Here is a 19,977-nt window from a genome sequence, read left to right on the forward strand (position 1 = left end):
GGTTCTCCTTCTGGGCGCTGTGCTGACGACTGCTGACTAGGCGGGCTGGCTCAGCCGCCCGGGTTCTCCATCCGGCCGGCGACCACGGCCTCGGCGACGGCGGCCGTCTCGGCGTCGGTGAGCCGGTGGGTGCCCTCCGCCGTCGCGGTCATCACCACCGGGTAGATCCGACGGGTCAGGTCCGGCCCGCCGGTCGCCGTGTCGTCGTCGGCCGCGTCGTAGAGCGCCTCGACCGCGAGCCGCACCGCGTCGTCGATCGACAGGCCGGCGCGGAAGCGCTTCTTCAGCGCGGACCGGGCGAAGATCGAGCCGGAGCCGATCGCGTCGTAGCCGGTCTCCTCGTAGGGGCCGCCGGTGACGTCGAAGCTGAAGATCCGGCCGGCCCGCGCCGGGTCGCTGGCGGCCAGGTCGAAGCCGGCGAACAGCGGGATGACCGCGAGGCCCTGCATGGCCGCGCCCAGGTTGCCGCGGATCATCGAGGCGAGCCGGTTGGCCTTGCCGTCGAGCGAGAGCATCGCGCCCTCGATCTTCTCGTAGTGCTCCAGCTCCACCTGAAACAGTCGCATCAGCTCGATGCCGATGCCCGCGGTGCCCGCGATGCCGACCAGCGAGTAGGCGTCGGCCGGGTGCACCTTCTCGATGTCGCGCTGGGCGATCAGGTTGCCCATGGTGGCCCGTCGGTCGCCGGCCAGCACCACGCCACCGGCGGCCGAGATGGCCACGATGGTGGTCGCGTGCGGCGCCAGGTCGGCGGCCATGCCCGGGGGCAGCGGCCGGCGGCCGGGCAGCATCTCGGGAGCGACCCTGCTCAGGAATGTGGTGAAGGAGGACGTCCCCGCGTTGGTGAACACATCTGGTAGACGCCCGGATGGATCAAAGCCCGCTGCCACGTGGTTCCTCTCAGGTACGTGATCGCCCTGGCCAGCCTCGTGGGACTGTCACGGAACTGGCCAAGACCACCGTTGCAGTTGAAGCAGAGTATCCCGCGCGATGATCCCGCGCGATGATCCCGCGCGATGATCGTGGTCCAGATGTTCCGTATCGGGATCGCCACGCAGGGGCACGGCCGCCGCCGGTCATCGACCGCTCGCGTGGGTACCCGCGCGCGGCGCTGCCGACCGCGGCCGGGACGCCCGGCGCGCGGTCAACTGTCGGCGCCCACGACCGTCGCGCGAGGTGAGCCACCCTCAGGCAGAGCGGACATTACGCCTATTCTCCGCCCTTCTGGACGTAACCCCTCACGAACTCCTCGGCGTTCTCCTCCAGGACGGAGTCGATCTCGTCGAGCAGGTCGTCGACGTCCTCGGTGATCTCGGCGTGCCGCTCGGCGACCTCCGGGTTGGCCTCGGTGGTGACGTCCTCGATCTCCTCGCCCTGCCGGGCCTTGCCCGACTGCGACTGCCCGCCGCTGTCATGAGTGGCCATTGCCGCCTCCTCCACGATCGTCTCCGATGAACTTACCTCGCGGAGATGACGAAAAGCCCGTCGCGCGCCGGCTTCTCCGGAGCGCGACGGGCTTTCGTCCCCGGCGGGTCAGCCGCCGGTCAGCGTCTCCAGCAGGTCCTTGGCGCTGACGCACCGGTCGAACAGCGCCCCCACGTGCTTGCGGGTGCCCCGCTCCGGCTCCATCATCGGCACCCGCACCAGCGACTCCCGGCCCACGTCGAAGATGACCGAGTCCCAGCTCGCGGCCACCACCTCCGAGGCGTACTGGGCCAGGCAGCGGCCCCGGAAGTAGGCCCGGGTGTCCTCCGGCGGCTCGGTCATCGCGGTGCGGGTCTGCTCGTCGGTCAGCAGCGTCTTCATCGAGCCGCGCTGCACCAGCCGGTGGTAGAGCCCCTTCTCCGGCCGAACGTCGGAGTACTGCAGGTCGACCAACTGGAGCTTGTGCGAGCCCCAGCCGAGCTTCTCCCGCTCCCGATAGCCCTCCAGCAGCCGCAGCTTCGCCACCCAGTCCAGCTCGTCGGCGCACAGGAACGCGTCACGGCCGAGCCGGTCCAGCACGCTCTCCCAGCGGTCCAGCACGTCGTTGGTCTGCGCGTCGGCGTCCGTGCCGTACCGGTCGTCCACGAAGGACCGCACCCGCTCGAAGTACGCCCACTGCAAGTCCAGGGCGGTCAGCCGACGCCCGTCACGCAGCCGCATCCGGTGCTTCAGCGACGGGTCGTGGCTGACCGCGCGCAGCTCCGAGACCGGATCGGCGATGCCCAGGTCGGAGCCGAGCGCCTTCTCCTCGATCATGGTGAGGATCAGCGCCGTGGTGCCGACCTTCAGGTACGTGGAGATCTCCGACAGGTTCGCGTCGCCGATGATGACGTGCAGCCGCCGGTACTTGTCGGCGTCGGCGTGCGGCTCGTCCCGGGTGTTGATGATCGGCCGCTTCAGGGTGGTCTCCAGCCCGACCTCGACCTCGAAGAAGTCGGCACGCTGGGAGATCTGGAAGCCGCTCTGGCCGCCGTCCTGGCCGACGCCGACCCGGCCCGCGCCGCAGACGATCTGCCGGGTCACGAAGAACGGCGTCAGGTACGTCACGATGTCGGCGAACGGCGTCTGCCGGCGCATCAGGTAGTTCTCGTGGGCGCCGTAGCTGGCGCCCTTGTTGTCGGTGTTGTTCTTGTACAGGTGGATGGGCTGGGTGCCCGGGATGGTGGCCGCCCGGCGGGACGCCTCGGCCATCACCCGTTCGCCGGCCTTGTCCCACCGCACCACGTCCAGGGGGTTGGTCACCTCCGGGGTGGAGTACTCCGGGTGGGCGTGGTCGACGTAGAGCCGGGCGCCGTTGGTGAGTATGACGTTGGCCAGTCCCAGATCCTCGTCGGCGAGGGCCTCGGCGGGGTCGTACGCGGCGCCGGAGTAGGTGAAGCCCCGGGCGTCGCGCAGCGGCGACTCCTCCTCGTAGTCCCAGCGGGCCCGGCCGCCCCGGTTGAGTTCGGGGCGCGCCCCGTAGGCGTTGACCACCTGGGACGAGGTGACCATCGGGTTGGCGCCCGCCTGGCCGGGCACGGAGATGCCGTACTCGACCTCGGTGCCCATGATCCGTCTTACGCTCATCGACCTACCCGCTCCACTCGCCGACCCGGTCCCCCGTCACGTCGAGCGTAGTCCGCGCCGCGCCGTGCGGGGGCGCGGCGGGCGGGCTGCGCCGGGTGTCGCCCGAGGACGGTCCCGGGTGCCGGGACGCGACGGGGCCCGCGACAGTGCTGTCGCGGGCCCCGCAGCGCGCTGTCGGTCTACAGGTACTGACCGGTGTTGCTGGCGGTCTCGATCGACCGGCCGGCCTCCGTGCCCTTGCCGCCGGAGACGAGCGTACGGATGTAGACGATCCGCTCGCCCTTCTTGCCGGAGATCCGGGCCCAGTCGTCCGGGTTGGTCGTGTTGGGCAGGTCCTCGTTCTCCCGGAACTCGTCGACGCAGGCGTCGAGGAGGTGCTGCAGGCGCAGGCCCTTGCGACCGGAGGTGAGGAACTCCTTGATGGCCATCTTCTTGCCCCGGTCGACGATGTTCTGGATCATCGCGCCGGAGTTGAAGTCCTTGAAGTAGAGGACTTCCTTGTCACCGTTGGCGTAGGTCACCTCGAGGAAGCGGTTCTCCTCGGTCTCGGAGTACATCCGCAGCACGACCGCGTCGATCATCGCCGCGACGGTGGCCTGGGGATCGCCGCCGTGCTCGGTCAGGTCGTCGCCGTGCAGCGGCAGGCCCGTGAGGATGTACTTCGAGAAGATGTCCTTGGCGGCCTCGGCGTCCGGCCGCTCGATCTTGATCTTCACGTCGAGCCGGCCGGGTCGCAGGATGGCCGGGTCGATCATGTCCTCCCGGTTGGAGGCGCCGATGACGATGACGTTCTCCAGGCCCTCCACGCCGTCGATCTCGCTGAGCAGCTGGGGGACGATGGTGTTCTCCACGTCCGAGGAGACGCCGGAGCCACGGGTCCGGAAGATCGAGTCCATCTCGTCGAAGAACACGATGACCGGGGTGCCCTCGCCCGCCTTCTCCCGGGCCCGCTGGAAGATCAGCCGGATGTGCCGCTCGGTCTCGCCGACGTACTTGTTGAGCAGCTCCGGGCCCTTGATGTTGAGGAAGAAGCTGGTGTGCCTCTCCTTGCCCAGCCGCTCGGCGATCTTCTTGGCCAGGGAGTTCGCCACCGCCTTGGCGATGAGCGTCTTGCCGCAGCCGGGCGGCCCGTAGAGCAGGATTCCCTTGGGCGGGCGGAGCTGGTGCTCGCGGAACAGGTCGGCGTGCAGGAAGGGCAGCTCCACCGCGTCGCGGATCTGCTCGATCTGCGACTGGAGGCCGCCGATGTCGGTGTAGTCGACGTCGGGCACCTCCTCCAGGACCAGCTCCTCGACCTCGCTCTTCGGGATCCGCTCGTACGCGTACGCCGAGCGGGGCTCGATCATGAGCGAGTCACCGGCCCGGATCGGCGAACCGATCAGGGTCTCGGCGAGGTGCACGATCCGCTCCTCGTCGGAGTGGGACACGACCAGCGCCCGGTCGCCCGGTGCGCCGTCGGGGCCCGCGAGGATCTCCTTGAGCATCACCACCTCGCCGACCCGCTCGAAGCCGAACGCGTCGACGATGTTGAGCGCGTCGTTGAGCAGGACCTCCTGGCCGCGCCGCAGTTCCGCGACGTCCAGCGAGGGTGAGACGGCGACCCGGAGCTTGCGCCCCCCGGTGAACACGTCCACCGTGCCGTCCTCGTGCGCCGCCAGGAAGACACCGTAGCCACTCGGCGGTTGCGCGAGGCGGTCGATCTCCTCCTTGAGCGTCACGATCTGCGCCCGGGCCTCCTTGAGAGTGCCGACGAGCCGTTCGTTGTTCTCGGTCAGCCGCGCCAACTGTGCCTGGGTGGCCGCCAGCCGCTCTTCGAGCTGCCGGACGTGTCGGGGGCTTTCGGTCAACTTGCGCCGCACCAGAGCGAGTTCCTCTTGAAGGAACGCGACCTGCGTGGAGAGATCGTGGGCCTCCTTCTCCCACCGTGCGGCGCGCGAGTCCGCGTCGTCGCTGCGTGCCACGTCCCACCTCCCCGGGGGGCTTGAACGTTCTGCCCTAACACTAGCCGCTATGAGGCCGATTCGGTCCCACGCAACGCCCTCGTCACCGAACCTTGATCGCCAAGGGTGGCCGCAGGGGCGGGTCCGGGCGTTCGGGTACCGTCGTGGCGTGGGACGGGAGAACATGGGGGGTGCGCCGATGGCCGAGGTCGCGACCGACACGTTGCAGGTCTGGGTGGATCAGGACCTCTGCACGGGCGACGGCCTGTGCGTGCAGTACGCGCCGGAGGTCTTCGAGTTCGACGTCGACGGCCTGGCGTACGTCAAGGGCCCCGACGGCGAGCTCCGGCTCGCCCCGGGCAGCCGGGTGGACGTGCCCGCCCACCTGCGCCTGGAGGTGATTGACTCGGCCAAGGAGTGCCCGGGCGAGTGCATCCACGTGGTGCGCGGCAGCGACGGCGTCGAGGTCGCCGGCCCGGAGGCCGAGGACGACTGACCGACCCCGGCCGCCCCTGACGGGGCGGCCGGGGTGTCTCACAGCACCGGACGGCCGACCACCGAGGCGACCAACCGGGCGAACTCCTCCAACCGGCCGATCTGCCCCGCCCCGCCGTCGTCGAGGGTCTTGCCGAAGCGCAGCGCGTCGTGCCGGGGCGCCCCGCCGGCCTCGTCGCCCGGCGGCGCCTCGTCCAGCGAGGTGAGCAGCAGGTACACGTCGATGCTGTCGACCCGGATCCCGCCGTCGTCGCCCCGGGTGAGCCGCCGCCGGCAGCCCACCTCGGTGACGCTGGACACCGGCACCACCCGCAGCGACGAGGTCATCGACCCGGGCGGCCCCTCCCCCGGCGGCACGTCCTCGCCGTGCCACAGCACGAGGCGGCTGCCGTCGCAGACCACCACCTCCTGCCACACCCCGTTGACCTCGTTGACGAAGCGTTCCAGGGTGAAGCCGAGCACGGACGCGCCGCGCAGCACCCCGCCGAGGGCCTCCAGGGCGACGTCCGGGTCCCGCAGGTAGGCCCGGGCCGCCGATTCCAGGTCGGTGTAGGGCGACCAGTCGGGGAAGACCGCCGGAACGTCCTGACCGCCGAAGCCGGGCTGACTCACGATGCCGCCCCCCACCCGCCGCCGTCACCGGTCCGGGCTGCGCCGGTCCGGGCCGTCCGCTCGCCCACGCCACCTCCCGCCGGCCCGCCGGGCCGCGTCCCGCCCGACCCGGTCGCCCGACCGCTCACGCCCGACCGTCCCGCTGGCTGGTCACGGCGTGTCCCGCTCCTCCGTGGCCTCGGGCAGCGCCCCGGCGGCCGTGGCCGCGACGGCCTGCCGGGCCGCTTCGGCCTCCCGCAGCGCCTGCCGCCGCTCGGCGTACGCCTCGGCGCCCTTGCTGGGTTTGCGCCGCCGCGGCGGCGCGGTCACCCCCGGGGCGAGCCTGCGGGCGGAGACCAGGAACGCGGTGTGCGCGATCATCCGGTGGTCGGGGCGCACGGCCAGGCCCTCGGCGTGCCAGTCCCGCACCAGCGACTCCCAGGCGCGCGGCTCGGTCCAACCGCCGCGCTCACGCAGCGCCTCCACCAGCTCGGACAGTTGCGGGGTGGTGGCCACGTACCCGATGAACACCCCGCCGGGCAGCAGTGCCCGTTCGACCATGTCGAGGGTCTCCCACGGCGTCAGCATGTCCAGGATGATCCGGTCGAAGCCCGTCTCGGCGCACCCGGCCACGTCACCGACGTGCAGGTTCCAGGCCGGGTGCGGGCCGTCGAAGAACGCCTCGACGTTGCGCCGGGCGATCTGGGCGAAGTCGTCGCGCACCTCGTAGGAGTGCAGCTCGCCGGTGGCGCCGACGGCCCGCAGCAGCGAGCAGCTCAGCGCCCCGGAGCCGGCGCCGGCCTCCAGCACCTTCGCGCCGGGGAAGATGTCGCCCATGGCGACGATCTGCGCCGAGTCCTTCGGGTAGATCACCTGGGCGCCACGGGGCATGGACAGCACGTAGTCCGACAGCAGCGGACGCAGCGCGAGGAACGCGGTCCCGCCGCCGGAGGTGGTCACGACGCTGCCGTCGGGCAGCCCGATCAGCGCGTCGTGCTCCAGGATGCCCCGGTGGGTGTGGAACGCCTTGCCGGGCTCCAGGGTGACCGTGTGCATCCGACCCTTCGGGTCGGTCAGCTGCACCCGGTCGCCGGTGCGGAACGGCCCCCTGCGATGGCTCCGGCCCGGCGCGTCTGACGCCGCGCCGGGACCCGGAGGCGGCGGCACGGGCGGCGGCGCCGGGGTGTCGGCAGGCACCGGTGTGCCAGGGTCGGCCGGCAGGGCGGAGGGATGTGCGGTCACGTGTTCATCTTCCGTTTGGGTTCCAGGAGCTGCGCCAGATCCGCGATGTGCAGAACGCCGACGACATCTTCGCCTGCCGTCACGACGTACTGCGCGCCCGGGTGGGTCTGCACGGCCTCCATCACCGCTTCGCCGTCCAGGCCGACCGGCAGGCCGGGCAGGGCGGCCAGGGAGCGGGACACCGCGTCGACGGCGATCCACGCCCGCCGTTGCGGCGGCACCGCGGCGGCGGCGACCGGGTCGAGCAGGGCCACCGGCCGGCCGGAGCCGTCGGTGACGACGAGGGCCGCGTCGGGCCGGGGGCCCTCTGCGCGGCGGCGCTGCGCCTCGGCCAGCGGGGTGCCGGTGGGCACCGGGAAGACCGGGCGGGCCAGCCGGCGCAGGTCGATCAGCGGGAACCGGCGGCTGATCTGGGCCAGGCGCACGGACTGCCCGGCACCGCGCCACAGGGTGAACGCGACCAGCAGCATCAGCGGCAGCGCCAGCGGCACCAGCAGCCGGTTGACCGTCAGCACGACGACCAGCGCGGCGGTGCCGACGGCGACGGCCCGGCCGACCCAGCCGGCGACCTCGGTGCCGGTGTGCCGGTCCCGGGTCAGCGCCCACACGGCGGCACGCAGCGCCCGGCCGCCGTCCAGCGGCAGCCCGGGCAGCAGGTTGAACACCGCGACGATGACGTTGCTCACCGCGAGCTGGAAGGCGAGCTGGTTGACCAGGGTGCGGTCGGGCAGGGCCAGGGTGGCGACCACGGCGGCGGCGCCGAGCGCCGCGGAGACCGCCGGTCCGGCCAGCGACACCAGCAGGTCGATCCGGGGGCTGGGGGCGTCGCGGTCCATCTCGGTGTACCCGCCGAGCAGCTCCAGGGTGATCCCCCGCACACCGATGCCGAAGCGGCGGGCGGTCAGGGCGTGGCCCAGCTCGTGCAGCAGCACCGAGCCGAGCAGCGACACCACGAACCCGAAGCCGATCAGGTAACCGCCGAGCTGGGACAGGTCGAGCTGGCGGCGGGCGAACTCGGCGTACAGGACGGTGACCAGCAGGGTCAGCAGCACCATCGACCCGTTGAGGTGCAGGGGGACCCCGAACACCCGGCCGACGGTGATTCCGGCGGACCGCTGGGGCCGCCGTGGCGGCCGGGTCGTCTGCTGCTCCATCGCCCCGATGCTACGTACCCGCCGCCGGCACCCACCGCTCGGAGCGGCGGGGCCGGGGTTGTCGGACCGGTGGCCTAACCTTCCGGGCATGACGGCGGAACCGGTGATCGACCAGCAGCAGGCGCGGGCCACGGCGGAGGTGCCGGCCACGGTCCGGGCGTCGCTGTCGCCGTCGCGGGCGGCCGACTTCAAGACCTGCCCGCTGCTCTACCGGTTCCGCAGCATCGACCGGCTGCCCGAGCGGCCCAGCGTGGAGCAGGCCCGGGGCACGCTGGTGCACGCGGTGTTGGAGCGGCTGTTCGACCTGCCGGCGGCCGGGCGCACCCCGGAGGCGGCCGGCGACCTGGTGGGCCCGCAGTGGGACCGGCTGGTCACCGAGCAGCCGGAGCTGGCCGGCCTGTTCGACGCCGGCGACCCGGTCGGCACGGCCGAGTTCCTGCGCGCGGCGGCCGGGCTGCTGGAGGGCTACTTCGCGGTGGAGGACCCGCGCCGGCTGGAGCCGGCCGAGCGGGAGACGCTGATCTCCGCCGTGGTCGACGACGAGCTGCTGATCCGGGGCTACCTCGACCGGCTGGACGTGGCCCCGGACGGGGCGCTGCGGGTGGTCGACTACAAGACCGGCGGTGCGCCCCGGGAGGCGTTCGAGGCCCGGGCGCTGTTCCAGCTTAAGTTCTACGCGCTGGTGCTGTGGCGCACCCGTGGCGTGGTGCCCCGGGTGTTGCGGCTGCTCTACCTCAAGGACGCCGAGGTCTGCGACTACGCCCCCGACGCCGACGAGCTGCTGCGCTTCGAGCGGACGGTGGTGGCGCTGTGGCAGGCGATCGAGACGGCCACCGCCCGGCAGGACTTCCGGCCCCGCCCGAGCCGGCTCTGCGACTGGTGCAACCACCAGGCGCTGTGCCCGAGCTTCGGCGGCACCCCGCCGCCGTTCCCGGCCGCCGGCGCCGCGGACCCGCTGGTCGACGCCCGGTCCCGGCCCGCGCCGCCCGGCGCGGACGAGTAGGCATCCTCCCTGAGGAGGAGACCGGGTTCACCGCTGGCGACGATCGATCGCGCGTGGCGGCGGCTAGCGTTCCGGTATGACCGCAGGGCCGAGGGCGTTGCTGCGCCGCCACCCGCTCGCCGCCGACGCGCTGTCCGCCGTCGCCCTGGTGCTGCTGGACACCGTGCTCGTCCTGCTCACCCCGCAGGAGTTCCAGCCCGGCCCGGTGCCCGGCGCGGTCGGCTGGAGCGTGCTGTGCGCCGCCCCGGTGGCGCTGCGCCGGGTCGCCCCGTGGCCGGCGGTGGCCGCCGCCGTGGCCACCCTCGCCCTGCCGGCGCTGCTCGGGCCCGCCCCCACCACGCAGAGCCTCACCTTCGTGGTGCTCACCTACACGATGGCGGCGCACCGGCCGGTGCGGACCGCCGCGGCGGCCACGGTCGTGCTGTGGCTGCCGGTGGCGGCGGTCAACGTCCTCGCCCCCGTCGACGATGCGGTGCTCGAGGTCGGCCCGGCGTACCTGCTGCTCAACAACCTGCTCACCGCCGTGGTGGCGTACGCGGTGGGGCGGGCGGTGCACGCCCGGCGCGCCTCCACGGAGGCGCTGCGGGAGCGGGCCCGCTCCGCCGAGCAGAACCAGCGGTCCCTGGCCGAGCAGGCCGTCGCCGACGAGCGGCGCCGCATCGCCCGGGAGCTGCACGACGTGGTGGCCCACCACGTGAGCGTGATGGGGGTCCTCGCCACCGGCGCCCGGCGGGTGCTGCGCCGGGACCCGGACGCCGCCGACGAGGCGATCGCCACGATCGAGGACACCAGCCGGGCCACCCTGCGGGAGATGCGCCGGCTGCTCGACGTGCTGCGCACCGACGCCGAACCGGCCGCCGACCTGGCCCCGCAGCCCGGCCTGGCCGGCATCGAGATCCTGGTGGAGCAGGTGCGCGAGGCCGGCCTGCCGGTCACGCTGCGCACCGAGGGCACGCCCGGGCCGCTGGAGGAGGGGGTCGCGCTGACCGTCTACCGGATCGTGCAGGAGGCGCTGACCAACGCGCTCAAGCACGCCGGGGACGCCACCGCCGTGGTCCGGCTGACCTTCGGCGCGGCGTTCCTGGCCGTCGAGGTGACCGACACCGGCCGGGGTCCGGGGCCGGTTCCGGACCGGATCGGACACGGCCTGGTGGGCATGCGGGAGCGGGTCGGCCTCTACGGCGGGACGCTGCGCACCGGGGCCCGCCCGGGCGGCGGCTACCGGGTGTACGCGAGGATTCCGGTGGAGCAGTTCGGGGCGGTGCCGGCGTGACCGGGGACCGCGCCACGACCAGGGGGCCCGCGGCGGGCCCGACACGACGGGGGGACAGGCGATGAGCGACGGCGCGACGACGGCGCGGCCGGTGCGGATCCTGCTCGCCGACGACCAGCCACTGCTGCGCACCGGCTTCCGGATGGTGCTGGGCTCAGAGGAGGACCTGGACATCGTGGCCGAGGCCGGCGACGGCCTGGAGGCGGTGGAGCTGTCCCGCCGGCTGCTGCCCGACGTGGTGCTGATGGACATCCGGATGCCCCGGATGGACGGGGTCGCCGCGACCCGGGCCATCGTCGACGCCCGGCTGCCGGTGCGGGTGCTGATCCTGACCACGTTCGACCTCGACGAGTACGTGGTGGGGGCGCTGCGCGCCGGGGCCAGCGGCTTCCTGGCCAAAGACGTGCCGGCGGAGGACCTGGTCACGGCGATCCGCACGGTCGCCGCCGGGGAGGCGGTGGTGGCCCCGCGGATCCTCAAGCGGCTGCTGGACCGCTTCGCCGACGCGCTGCCCGACCCGGCGGCCACCCCGCCGAAGGCGCTCAACACGCTCACCGACCGCGAGCGGGAGGTGCTCGTGCAGGTGGCCCGGGGGCTGTCCAACGCGGAGATCGCCCGGGCGCTGTCAGTCAGCGAGACCACCATCAAGACCCACGTCGGGCACGTGCTGACCAAGCTGGGGCTGCGCGACCGGGTGCAGGCCGTGGTGCTGGCGTACGAGTCGGGTCTGGTGCGTCCCCGGGCGTAGCCGTGGCGGCCTCGGGCCCGCCGCCCCGCGTACCGGCGGGGTCACCACCCGGGCAACGAAAGTGTTGTGGTCGTCACCTACAGTGACCACAGGCGGGTGGTCGCGGTTTGATCCTGACGTGGCGCGAGGTCCTACCGTGCGCGATGGGCGACGTGGCGCGCCGTGGTCGGAATCGGTCAGGGGCAACCCTGAGCCGGCCTCCGGGCCGACCCGCACCGGGAAATCCGCCATCGCTCCCTCCGAAGACGGACGGATCGGTGCCGGCCGGCACCGAGGATGAGGACATGCCGCACCGACCAGCGGGGGCGGTGCGGCCAGAGCAGCCCAGACGGAAGAGGTAGATGACGTGACCGCGACGATAGGCCGCCACGCGCAGGCCGCGGCCCGCGCAAGCGACGTGTGGAAGGTGTACGGCAGCGGCGAGGCGCAGGTCGTCGCGCTGCGGGGGGTGAGCGCCGAGTTCGAGCGGGGCCAGTTCACCGCGATCATGGGCCCGTCCGGGTCGGGCAAGTCGACGCTGATGCACTGCCTGGCCGGCCTGGACTCGGTCACCCGGGGCACGGTGTCGATCGGCGAGACCACGGTGACCGGGCTCGGTGACGCCGGGCTGACGAACCTGCGCCGGGACAAGGTGGGCTTCATCTTCCAGCAGTTCAACCTGCTGCCCACGCTGACGGCGAAGGAGAACATCCTGCTGCCGATGTCGATCGCCGGCCGCCGGCCGGACCCGGCCTGGTACGACACCGTGATCGACACGGTCGGGCTGCGCGACCGGCTCGACCACCGCCCGGCGCAGCTCTCCGGCGGTCAGCAGCAGCGGGTGGCGTGCGCCCGGGCGCTGGTCGCCCGCCCTGAGGTGATCTTCGCCGACGAGCCGACCGGCAACCTCGACTCCCGCTCCGGCGCGGAGGTGCTGAACTTCCTGCGCAACTCGGTACGCGAGCACGGCCAGACCATCGTCATGGTGACCCACGACCCGACCGCCGCCGCGTACGCCGACCGGGTGGTGTTCCTCGCCGACGGGCAGATCGTCTCGGAGCTGATCGAGCCGACCGCCGACACGGTGCTGGACACCATGAAGAAGCTCGACACCCCGGTCATCACCGAGGTGGGGAACTGATGTTCCGGGCCACCCTCAAGAGCCTGCTGGCGCGCAAGGTGCGCCTGATCCTCTCCGGCCTGGCCGTGGTGCTCGGCGTCATGTTCGTCTCCGGCGCGTTCGTGCTCACCGACACCCTCGGCCGGTCCTTCGACGCGGTCTTCGCCGACGCGTACGCCGGCATCGACGTCAACGTCGCCGCGAAGCCGAAGATCGCCGTGGACGAGGCGGAGGGCGAGCAGGTCGCCCCCGCGTTCCCGGCCGACGTGGTGGGCCGGGTCCGGGCGGTGCCCGGCGTGGCCGAGGCCACCGGCGTGGTCAACGCCGACGGCGCGCGGTTGATCGGCAGCAACGGCAAGGTGGTCACCTCGTTCGGCCCGCCCCAGCTCGGGGAGAACTGGACCGGCGAGAGCGACCTGGTGAAGCTGCGGGAGGGCCGCGCGCCGCAGGCCGACGACGAGATCGTGGTCAACGCCGCCCTCGCGACGGCCGCCAAGGTCAAGGTGGGTGACCGGGTCGGTGCGCTGACCGCGTTCGAGTCCAAGCGCCGCGACTTCACCCTGGTCGGCACCTTCGGCTACAGCGGCGGCCGGGACTCCGTCGGCGGGGTGAACGAGATCGCGTTCACCACCCCGGCCGCACAGCGGCTGATGCTCGGCAAGCCCGACACGTTCAACAGCGTGACGGTGCGGGCCGCCGCCGGGGTGACCCCGGAGGCGCTGCGCGACGACCTGACCCGGGCACTCGGCCCCGGCTACGAGGTCAAGACCGGCGAGCAGCTCTCCACCGACGCCGCGGCCGGCCTCAAGGAGGGCCTGGCCTTCTTCAACAAGGTGCTGCTCGGCTTCGCCGCGGTGGCGCTGCTGGTCGGCACGTTCCTGATCCTCAACACGTTCTCGATCATCGTGGCGCAGCGGACCCGGGAGCTGGCCCTGATGCGGGCCATCGGGGCCAGCGGGCGGCAGATCATCGGCTCCGTGGTGCTGGAGGCCCTCGCGGTCGGGCTGATCGCCTCGGTCCTCGGCCTCGGTGCGGGCATCGGGGTGGGCGCGCTGCTGGCCTGGGCGTTCGGCACGTTCGCCGGCGGGCTGACCCTGGCCGGGCTGGGCGTGCCGCCGGCCGCCGTGGTCAGCGCCTTCGCGGTCGGCATGCTGATCACCGTGGTGGCGGCGCTGCTGCCGGCGCTGCGGGCCGCCCGCATCCCGCCGATCGCGGCGATGCAGGACGTGGCCACCCCGGACCGGCCGCTGACCCGGCTCACCGTCGCCGGCGCGGTGGTCACCGCCGTCGGTGGCGCGCTGCTGGCGGTGGGGCTGACCGGCAACGCCGGCGACGCCACGCTGTCGGTGATCCTGGGCGGGGTGCTGTTCACGTTCATCGGGGTGGCGCTGTTGACCCCGCTGTTCAGCCGCCCGGTGGTGTCCCTGCTCGGCGGGCTGTTCGCCTGGTCGGTGCCGGGCCGGCTGGGCCGGCTCAACTCGGGGCGCAACCCGCGCCGCACGGCCATCACCGCCGCCGCCCTGATGGTCGGCATCGCCCTGGTCACCGGGGTTACGGTGATCCTCGACTCGGCCAAGTCCAGCATCGCCGGCAGGGCGGCGAGCACCGTCGACGCGCAGCTGGTGATCTCCGGGGCACAGACCGGGCCCCGGCCGCCGGTGTTCGACCCGGCGGTGGTCGACCGGGCCGCCGCGGTGCCTGGGGTGAACGCGGTGGTGGGCGTCTACAACGACAACGCGATCGTCGACGGCGACCGGGCGTACGTGGTGGCGCTGACCGACCTGGCCGCGATGGGGCAGATCTACCACACCACCGCGCAGTCGGGCACGATCGCCACGCTGCGGCCGGACCAGGTGGCGCTGAGCGTCTCCGGCGCGAAGGAGCTGGGCAAGTCGGTGGGTGACCGGTTGACCGCCCAGTTCGCCCGGGGCGAGGGCCCACGCACGTACACGGTGACGGCGGTGCTGCCCGACGACCGGGCCATCGGGTCGATCATCCTGCCGAAACAGGCGGGCGCGGAGTTCACCAGCCCGCAGCCGTTCACGGCGCTGGTGCAGCTCACCCCGGGCACGACGGTGTCGCAGGTGCAGCCGCAGCTGGAGGCCCTGGTGGCGGACAGCCCAGAGGTGTCGGTGGCCGACCGGGCCACCTTCATCGAGCAGCAGACCAGCGGCTTCGACACGCTGCTCACGATGATCCAGATCCTGCTGGCGCTGGCCATCGTGATCGCCGTGCTGGGCATCATCAACACCCTGGCCCTGTCGGTACTGGAACGGACCCGGGAGCTGGGCCTGCTGCGGGCGATCGGGCTGCGCCGGGCACAGACCATGCGGATGATCACCGTGGAGGCCGTGGTGATCTCGGTCTTCGGCGCGCTGCTCGGCGTCGTCGTCGGCGCCGGCCTCGGCGCGGCGGTGGTCCGGGCGCTCAAGGACGAGGGGATCACCGACCTGGCACTGCCCTGGTCCCAGATCGGGATCTTCCTCGGCCTGGCCGCGCTGATCGGGGTGGTCGCGGCGGCACTGCCAGCGATCCGGGCCGCCCGGATCAACGTCCTGGGCGCGATCGCCCACGACTGAGTCGCGGGCAAGGGCCCCCTGCCACCGCCTACGGCGGGGCAGGGGGCCCTTGTCGACGGTGGGTTGACGCCCCGGTCGCCCGGTGACCCCGGTCAGCCGGCAGGTCAGGCCGGCCGCTCGCCGAGCAGGGCGGCGAGCAACTCCAGGTCCACCCCGGTCAGGCTCTCCAACTGGTGTACGCCGTCGACCGGCGCGATCGACACCTCCGCCGGCACGGCCAGCACCGCCGCGCCGGCGGCCAGGGCACTGGCCACCCCGGTCGGGGAGTCCTCGATCGCCACGCACCGGGCGATCGGCACGCCGAGCAGCCGGGCGGCGGTCAGGTACGGCTCCGGGTGCGGCTTGGCCGCGTCCACCTCGTCGCCGCAGACCACCGCGTCGAAGCTGTCCCGCCCCAGGGTGTCCAGCGCCACCTCCACCAGGGGCCGAACGCTGGAGGTGACCAGGGCGGTCGGGACGCCCGCCGCGCGGACCGCGCCCAGCAGCGCCAGCGCACCGGGCCGCCAGCGCAGCCCGGTGCGGAACAGCTCCAGGATCCGCACGTCGATCCACGCCCCGCTGACCAGCGGGTCGCGGTGCGGCTGTCCGAGGTCCTCGTGCAGGATGCGCATCGAGTCGGCCATGCTGGTGCCGATCATCGCCAGGCGGGCGGCGACGGACAGGGTGCCCCCGTACTCGGCCGCCAGCTCGCGCAGGGCGACGTCCCACAGCTTCTCACTGTCGACCAGGGTGCCGTCCATGTCGAAGAGCACGGCGGCGGGATGGTGGCTGCTCAGCGGGTCCTCCAGGGTCGCGCGGTCGCCGCGATCCTCTCAGCCGACCCGGGCCCGCCGCCGCCCGGACCCGCCCGGGGTGACCTCGGCGACCCTCCCGCGCCGGCGACCCGGTGCGCGTCTCAGCCGAGGCCGCAGGCCGACAGGCCGGACTCGTAGCCGCGGAAGAAGGAGTCCGTGCGCTGCTCGGCGGTGCCGTGCGCACCCTCGGCGAACCACGGCTGGTCGGGGTCGTCACCGACGGCGAGCAGCCCCTCCCGGAACTCCTCCAGGTCGCCGTCCTCCAGCGCCAACTGCTGGGCCTGGATCGAGCCGCCGAGGTACGCCCCGGCCATGCAGTCGGCCTGCAACTCCTGCTGGATGGTGAAGTCGTAGCGGATGCCCAGGCGCACCTGCACGCCGTGGGCGTACTCGTGGCCGAGCAGGTAGTACAGGAACGCGTCACCGACCTGCCGGAACGCCGCCACCGACCAGTTGACGTCGTAGGCGATGAAGTCGCCCGCCGAGCAGTACACGGCGTTGTTGCGCGGCAGCGCCTGCCCGCCGCAGGAGACCTCGCCCTCCCGCTGGTACGCCACGACCCGCCGGATCGGCTCGAACCGCCGGCCCGACTCCCGGAACTGCGCGGCCCAGTACACCTCGGCCTTGTCCACCGCGACGGCGAAGTCCTCCTTGAACTCGGCGACGCTGGTGGTGCCGTCGGCCCGGGTCCGCTCCGCACCCGGTGCCGCGGACCGTTGGGGCTGCTCCGGGCCGGGCTGCTGCGGCGCGCCCTCGTCCACCCCGCCGACCATGCAGCCGCCGGCCAGCACCAGCGCGGCCAGCAGACCGGCCAGCGGCCCTCGCGGCCGACGTCCCGCGCGTGCCGTCACAGCGTCCTCCCCGGTTCGTCCTCACCGGGGCGGTACCCGGGCTCCCCTTCGATCATGCCCCTCGGCGGGGCTTCCCGGTGACCCTCCGATCGGCCCGCGTCGGCACCGCCCGCCCGACGAGGGCCGGTGTCGCCCACGTCCCGGCCGGACAGGCGCGCCCGGGCAGCCGTCAGGGGCTGGCGGCGAGGAACACGAACGCGGCCAGCAGGACCAGGTGCACGCCGCCCTGGAGCAGGGTGGCCCGGCCCGGCACCACGGTCAGCACGCCCGTGACGACGGTCAACGCCAGCAACGCCAACTGCGTGCCGCCCAGCCCGAGCAGCAGCGGCCCGTCGAGCCAGATCGAGGCGATGGCGATCGCCGGAATGGTCAGGCCGATGCTGGCCATGGCCGAGCCGAGCGCCAGATTGAGGCTGATCTGCACCCGGTCGCGGCGGGCGGCGCGGGCCGCGGCCAGAGTCTCCGGCAGCAGCACCAGCAACGCGATGACCACGCCGACGAACGCCTGCGGCAGGTTGGCGGCGGACACCCCGGCCTCGATGGCCGGTGACACCATCTTCGCCAGGCCCACCACGGCGATCAGCGCCACCACCAGCAGGGCGAGGCTGGCCAGAGCGGCCCGGGGCGACGGCGGGTCGGCGTGCCCGTCCCCGTCGGCGTCGACCACGGTCCCGTCGGCGCTCACCGGCAGGAAGTAGTCGCGGTGCCGGCCGGTCTGCACCAGCACGAACAGCCCGTACAGGGCCAGCGAGGCCACGGCGGCGAAGGCGAGCTGGGCCGGGGAGAACTCCGGGCCGGGACGACTCGTGGTGAAGGTCGGCACCACCAGGCTCAGGGTGGCCAGGGTGGCCACGGTGGCCAATGCCCCACCGGTGCCCTCCGGGTTGAACACCGCCACCCGACGGCGCAGCGCGCCGAGCAGCAGGGACAGGCCGAGTATGCCGTTACAAGTGATCATGACCGCGGCGAAGACGGTGTCCCGGGCCAACGCCTGCGTCTTGTCACCGCCGCTGATCATCAGCGTGACGATGAGGGCCACCTCGATGACCGTGACCGCGACGGCGAGCACCAGCGAGCCGAACGGCTCGCCCACCCGGTGGGCGACCACCTCCGCGTGATGCACGGCGGCCAGCACCGCCCCGGCCAGGAACACCGCCACGATCACCACGACCACCGGGGGCAGTTCCCTGCCCCAGGTCGCCGCCAGGACCACGACGGCGAGCAGCGGGACGACGACGGTCCAGTCGGTGACACGGGTACGCAGGAGGGCGGGCATGCCGTCAACCCTGCCAGAAATCGTGATCATCGCCCACCTGAACCGCATCCCGCGCCCCGACGGAACCGCGCAGGTGGGAGCCGGTCCGACCGCGATGACGATCGCGAACCCCCCAATCACGCCAGACAATGCCGGGACGTCACACGGCGACGCCGCAACCCACGGCTTCTCGCATTGTGGAAAGAGAGATGAATAACCCGCACGGCGATATGCCGGCCTTCCGACGGCTACCAAGTTGTGCCGCCCGAGCACCGGGAAGACCCAGGTCGACCGACGACACCCGGCAGACCGTCGCGGCGTTCGCCGGACGACTGCGCCTGCGCTACCACTCCCAGGAGGACCTGGCCGTCCACGCCCGCCCCCGGCCTGGAGGCCGCGGTCCGCACCCACGTGCCCGAGGAGATCGTCCGCCGGTTCAGCGCCCTGCCGTCCTTCCAGGACGCACGCCACCCCACCTTCGCCGCCTGCGGCCTCGACCTCTTCGGCTGCGGCGGCGAACTGCCGGCCGGCGCGCGCCCGGGCGGCGCGACCGCCTCAGGAAGCGGCGTCCGACACCGCACAGGGAAACGTGTCCGCCGGGTCGTACGGCCGGTCGGCCAACTCGACGGCCTGCGCCCGCTCCAGCGCCTGGAAGACGTGCGCACACCGGGGCGCCAGCGTCACCAGCTCACCCGCCTCCAGCAGCGCCTCGACCCGCTCGCCCGAGTCCAGATCCAGGAAGACCCCCCGCAACCGCCCCGAGATCACATAGAGCGTCTCCGTCCGCGCCGCGTGGTAGTGGTTGCCCCGCGGCTTGCCCGCCTCCGGCAGGAACTCCAGGTACGCCAGGTAGCGGTAGCTCCCACCATCGACGATCTTGGCCAGCTCGCCCGCCGCGGACCGCACCCGCCCGCCCCCCTGCGGGATGGGCGGGGAGGTCACCGGAAGCCGCCGCAACTGCATCTTGTCCACCGGCTCATCCTAGGAACCCTCGGCCCGGTCAGCGCGCCTCCCCGACCGGCGGGACGCCGCCGCCCGACCCGGCCCCGGGAACCCGCCAGACCACCAGCTCCGTGTCCGGCACCCGCTCGGCGAACCACCCGTCCCGGGCCGCCACGGCGAGCAGGCCCCGCAGGTCGTCGTCGAACTCCGCCAGCCGCGCCCCGAACAGGTGCGGCACCGCGTCCGACCGCGAGTGCACCCACGCCACCACGTCGTCGACCGAGCGCCGCAGCACCACCCCGGACGGCGCCCGCAGCCGCCGCGGGCCGACAAAACCCGCGGCGGCCAGCACCGCGGCCTCGCCGCCCGGCGTCCCGTTCGGCAGGAACCCCCGACCGGCCCGCCGCACCGGGCCCAGATACCCGCGCACCAGCTCGGCCACCGCCGCGTACGGGGGCGCCGGGGCGGGCAACCCGGCCGTCGACACCGGCTCCTTGACATCGCTGATCTGCACGAACGCCCCGCCCGGCAACAACATCCGGCGCACCGTCGCCGCGACCCGGTCCCGCTCCATCCAGTGGAAGGACTGCCCGAACACCGCCACCCGGAAGACACCCAGCCCGGCCGGCAGATCCTCCGCCCGCGCCCGCACCCACCGGACGTCGCCCACGCCCGCGGCGGCGGCCCGCCGCCGCGCCCACGCCAGCATTCCGGGGTCCGGGTCGATCCCCACCGCCTCCGCGAACCACCCGGCCAGCGGCAGCGTCACCGTTCCCGGGCCGCACCCCACGTCCAGCAACCGGCCCGACCCGTCCAGGTCGAGAGCCTCCGCCAGCACCGCCGCGAAACCCTCCGCGTACGGCAGCCGCCCCCGCTCGTAGTACGCGGCGGCGCCCTCGAACAGGGACTCGTCCCAGACCCAGCCCTCCGGCACGGCCCGTTCCCCTCACCCTGACGCGG

General features: G+C 73.2%; 19 protein-coding genes. 6 read left to right on the forward strand and 13 right to left on the reverse strand.

Features of this window, described 5'->3' with window-relative positions; all coding sequences use genetic code 11:
- Window positions 1–50: 50 nt before the first annotated feature.
- The 5 genes from prcB to arc all read right to left on the reverse strand — a co-directional run bounded on the left by prcB (window position 51) and on the right by arc (window position 5,012).
- The gene (prcB, locus tag OOK41_RS20930; RefSeq protein WP_207892668.1) at window positions 51–890 is read right to left on the reverse strand and encodes a proteasome subunit beta; all 840 of its coding nucleotides are present in this window, start codon (window positions 888–890) and stop codon (window positions 51–53) included.
- Complete coding sequence (locus OOK41_RS20935; RefSeq protein ID WP_266266409.1) at window positions 809–1,054, reverse strand: endonuclease domain-containing protein; 246 nt, start codon at window positions 1,052–1,054, stop codon at window positions 809–811. Before OOK41_RS20935 ends, prcB begins: the two co-directional genes overlap by 82 nt.
- A gap of 155 nt (window positions 1,055–1,209) precedes the next feature.
- Window positions 1,210–1,425, reverse strand: a complete 216-nt coding sequence (locus tag OOK41_RS20940; protein ID WP_117667512.1) for a ubiquitin-like protein Pup — start codon at window positions 1,423–1,425, stop codon at window positions 1,210–1,212.
- 108 nt (window positions 1,426–1,533) lie between these two features.
- A complete protein-coding gene (dop, locus tag OOK41_RS20945) occupies window positions 1,534–3,051 on the reverse strand; it encodes a depupylase/deamidase Dop (protein ID WP_353962208.1) in 1,518 nt (505 codons plus the stop codon).
- Between the two features lie 179 nt (window positions 3,052–3,230).
- Window positions 3,231–5,012, reverse strand: a complete 1,782-nt coding sequence (arc, locus tag OOK41_RS20950; protein ID WP_117667516.1) for a proteasome ATPase — start codon at window positions 5,010–5,012, stop codon at window positions 3,231–3,233.
- A 178-nt stretch (window positions 5,013–5,190) separates the two neighbouring features.
- Between arc and OOK41_RS20955 the strand changes: the two genes are divergently transcribed.
- Window positions 5,191–5,487, forward strand: a complete 297-nt coding sequence (locus OOK41_RS20955; RefSeq protein WP_117667519.1) for a ferredoxin — start codon at window positions 5,191–5,193, stop codon at window positions 5,485–5,487.
- Window positions 5,488–5,525: 38 nt separating this feature from the next.
- On the opposite strand, the gene OOK41_RS20960 is transcribed toward OOK41_RS20955, so the two are convergent.
- The 3 genes from OOK41_RS20960 to OOK41_RS20970 form a co-directional block, all read right to left on the reverse strand.
- Window positions 5,526–6,098 (reverse strand): hypothetical protein, encoded by a 573-nt coding sequence (locus tag OOK41_RS20960; RefSeq protein WP_117667774.1) that lies wholly within the window; start codon window positions 6,096–6,098, stop codon window positions 5,526–5,528.
- Window positions 6,099–6,248: 150 nt separating this feature from the next.
- On the reverse strand, window positions 6,249–7,244 hold the full coding sequence (locus OOK41_RS20965) for a tRNA (adenine-N1)-methyltransferase (protein WP_117667772.1): 996 nt from the start codon (window positions 7,242–7,244) through the stop codon (window positions 6,249–6,251).
- A gap of 71 nt (window positions 7,245–7,315) precedes the next feature.
- Window positions 7,316–8,473, reverse strand: a complete 1,158-nt coding sequence (locus OOK41_RS20970; protein WP_266266410.1) for a M50 family metallopeptidase — start codon at window positions 8,471–8,473, stop codon at window positions 7,316–7,318.
- An 88-nt stretch (window positions 8,474–8,561) separates the two neighbouring features.
- Between OOK41_RS20970 and OOK41_RS20975 the strand changes: the two genes are divergently transcribed.
- The 5 genes from OOK41_RS20975 to OOK41_RS20995 all read left to right on the forward strand — a co-directional run bounded on the left by OOK41_RS20975 (window position 8,562) and on the right by OOK41_RS20995 (window position 15,175).
- The gene (locus OOK41_RS20975; RefSeq protein ID WP_117667523.1) at window positions 8,562–9,476 is read left to right on the forward strand and encodes a PD-(D/E)XK nuclease family protein; all 915 of its coding nucleotides are present in this window, start codon (window positions 8,562–8,564) and stop codon (window positions 9,474–9,476) included.
- A 76-nt stretch (window positions 9,477–9,552) separates the two neighbouring features.
- Window positions 9,553–10,749 (forward strand): sensor histidine kinase, encoded by a 1,197-nt coding sequence (locus OOK41_RS20980; RefSeq protein ID WP_266266411.1) that lies wholly within the window; start codon window positions 9,553–9,555, stop codon window positions 10,747–10,749.
- A gap of 61 nt (window positions 10,750–10,810) precedes the next feature.
- The gene (locus tag OOK41_RS20985; RefSeq protein ID WP_266266412.1) at window positions 10,811–11,497 is read left to right on the forward strand and encodes a response regulator transcription factor; all 687 of its coding nucleotides are present in this window, start codon (window positions 10,811–10,813) and stop codon (window positions 11,495–11,497) included.
- 346 nt (window positions 11,498–11,843) lie between these two features.
- Complete coding sequence (locus OOK41_RS20990) at window positions 11,844–12,617, forward strand: ABC transporter ATP-binding protein (RefSeq protein WP_117667528.1); 774 nt, start codon at window positions 11,844–11,846, stop codon at window positions 12,615–12,617.
- A complete protein-coding gene (locus tag OOK41_RS20995; RefSeq protein ID WP_266266413.1) occupies window positions 12,617–15,175 on the forward strand; it encodes an ABC transporter permease in 2,559 nt (852 codons plus the stop codon). The genes OOK41_RS20990 and OOK41_RS20995 overlap by 1 nt, the downstream gene beginning before the upstream one ends.
- A 104-nt stretch (window positions 15,176–15,279) precedes the next feature.
- Here the strand turns inward: OOK41_RS20995 and OOK41_RS21000 are convergent, their stop codons facing one another.
- The 5 genes from OOK41_RS21000 to OOK41_RS21020 form a co-directional block, all read right to left on the reverse strand.
- Complete coding sequence (locus OOK41_RS21000; protein ID WP_117667532.1) at window positions 15,280–15,927, reverse strand: HAD family phosphatase; 648 nt, start codon at window positions 15,925–15,927, stop codon at window positions 15,280–15,282.
- Window positions 15,928–16,070: 143 nt separating this feature from the next.
- Window positions 16,071–16,820 carry a neutral zinc metallopeptidase gene (locus OOK41_RS21005; protein ID WP_117667533.1) on the reverse strand — a complete coding sequence of 250 codons (750 nt, stop codon included), beginning with the start codon at window positions 16,818–16,820 and terminating at the stop codon, window positions 16,071–16,073.
- A gap of 169 nt (window positions 16,821–16,989) precedes the next feature.
- Window positions 16,990–18,096, reverse strand: a complete 1,107-nt coding sequence (locus OOK41_RS21010) for a calcium:proton antiporter (protein WP_117667535.1) — start codon at window positions 18,094–18,096, stop codon at window positions 16,990–16,992.
- A 534-nt stretch (window positions 18,097–18,630) separates the two neighbouring features.
- Window positions 18,631–19,038 (reverse strand): cupin domain-containing protein, encoded by a 408-nt coding sequence (locus tag OOK41_RS21015; protein ID WP_266267922.1) that lies wholly within the window; start codon window positions 19,036–19,038, stop codon window positions 18,631–18,633.
- A 37-nt stretch (window positions 19,039–19,075) separates the two neighbouring features.
- Window positions 19,076–19,951 (reverse strand): class I SAM-dependent methyltransferase, encoded by an 876-nt coding sequence (locus OOK41_RS21020; protein ID WP_266266414.1) that lies wholly within the window; start codon window positions 19,949–19,951, stop codon window positions 19,076–19,078.
- Window positions 19,952–19,977 lie beyond the last annotated feature (26 nt).

This window comes from Micromonospora sp. NBC_01655, from assembly GCF_026339755.1.
In the GTDB taxonomy this organism is placed as follows: Bacteria; Actinomycetota; Actinomycetes; order Mycobacteriales; family Micromonosporaceae; genus Micromonospora.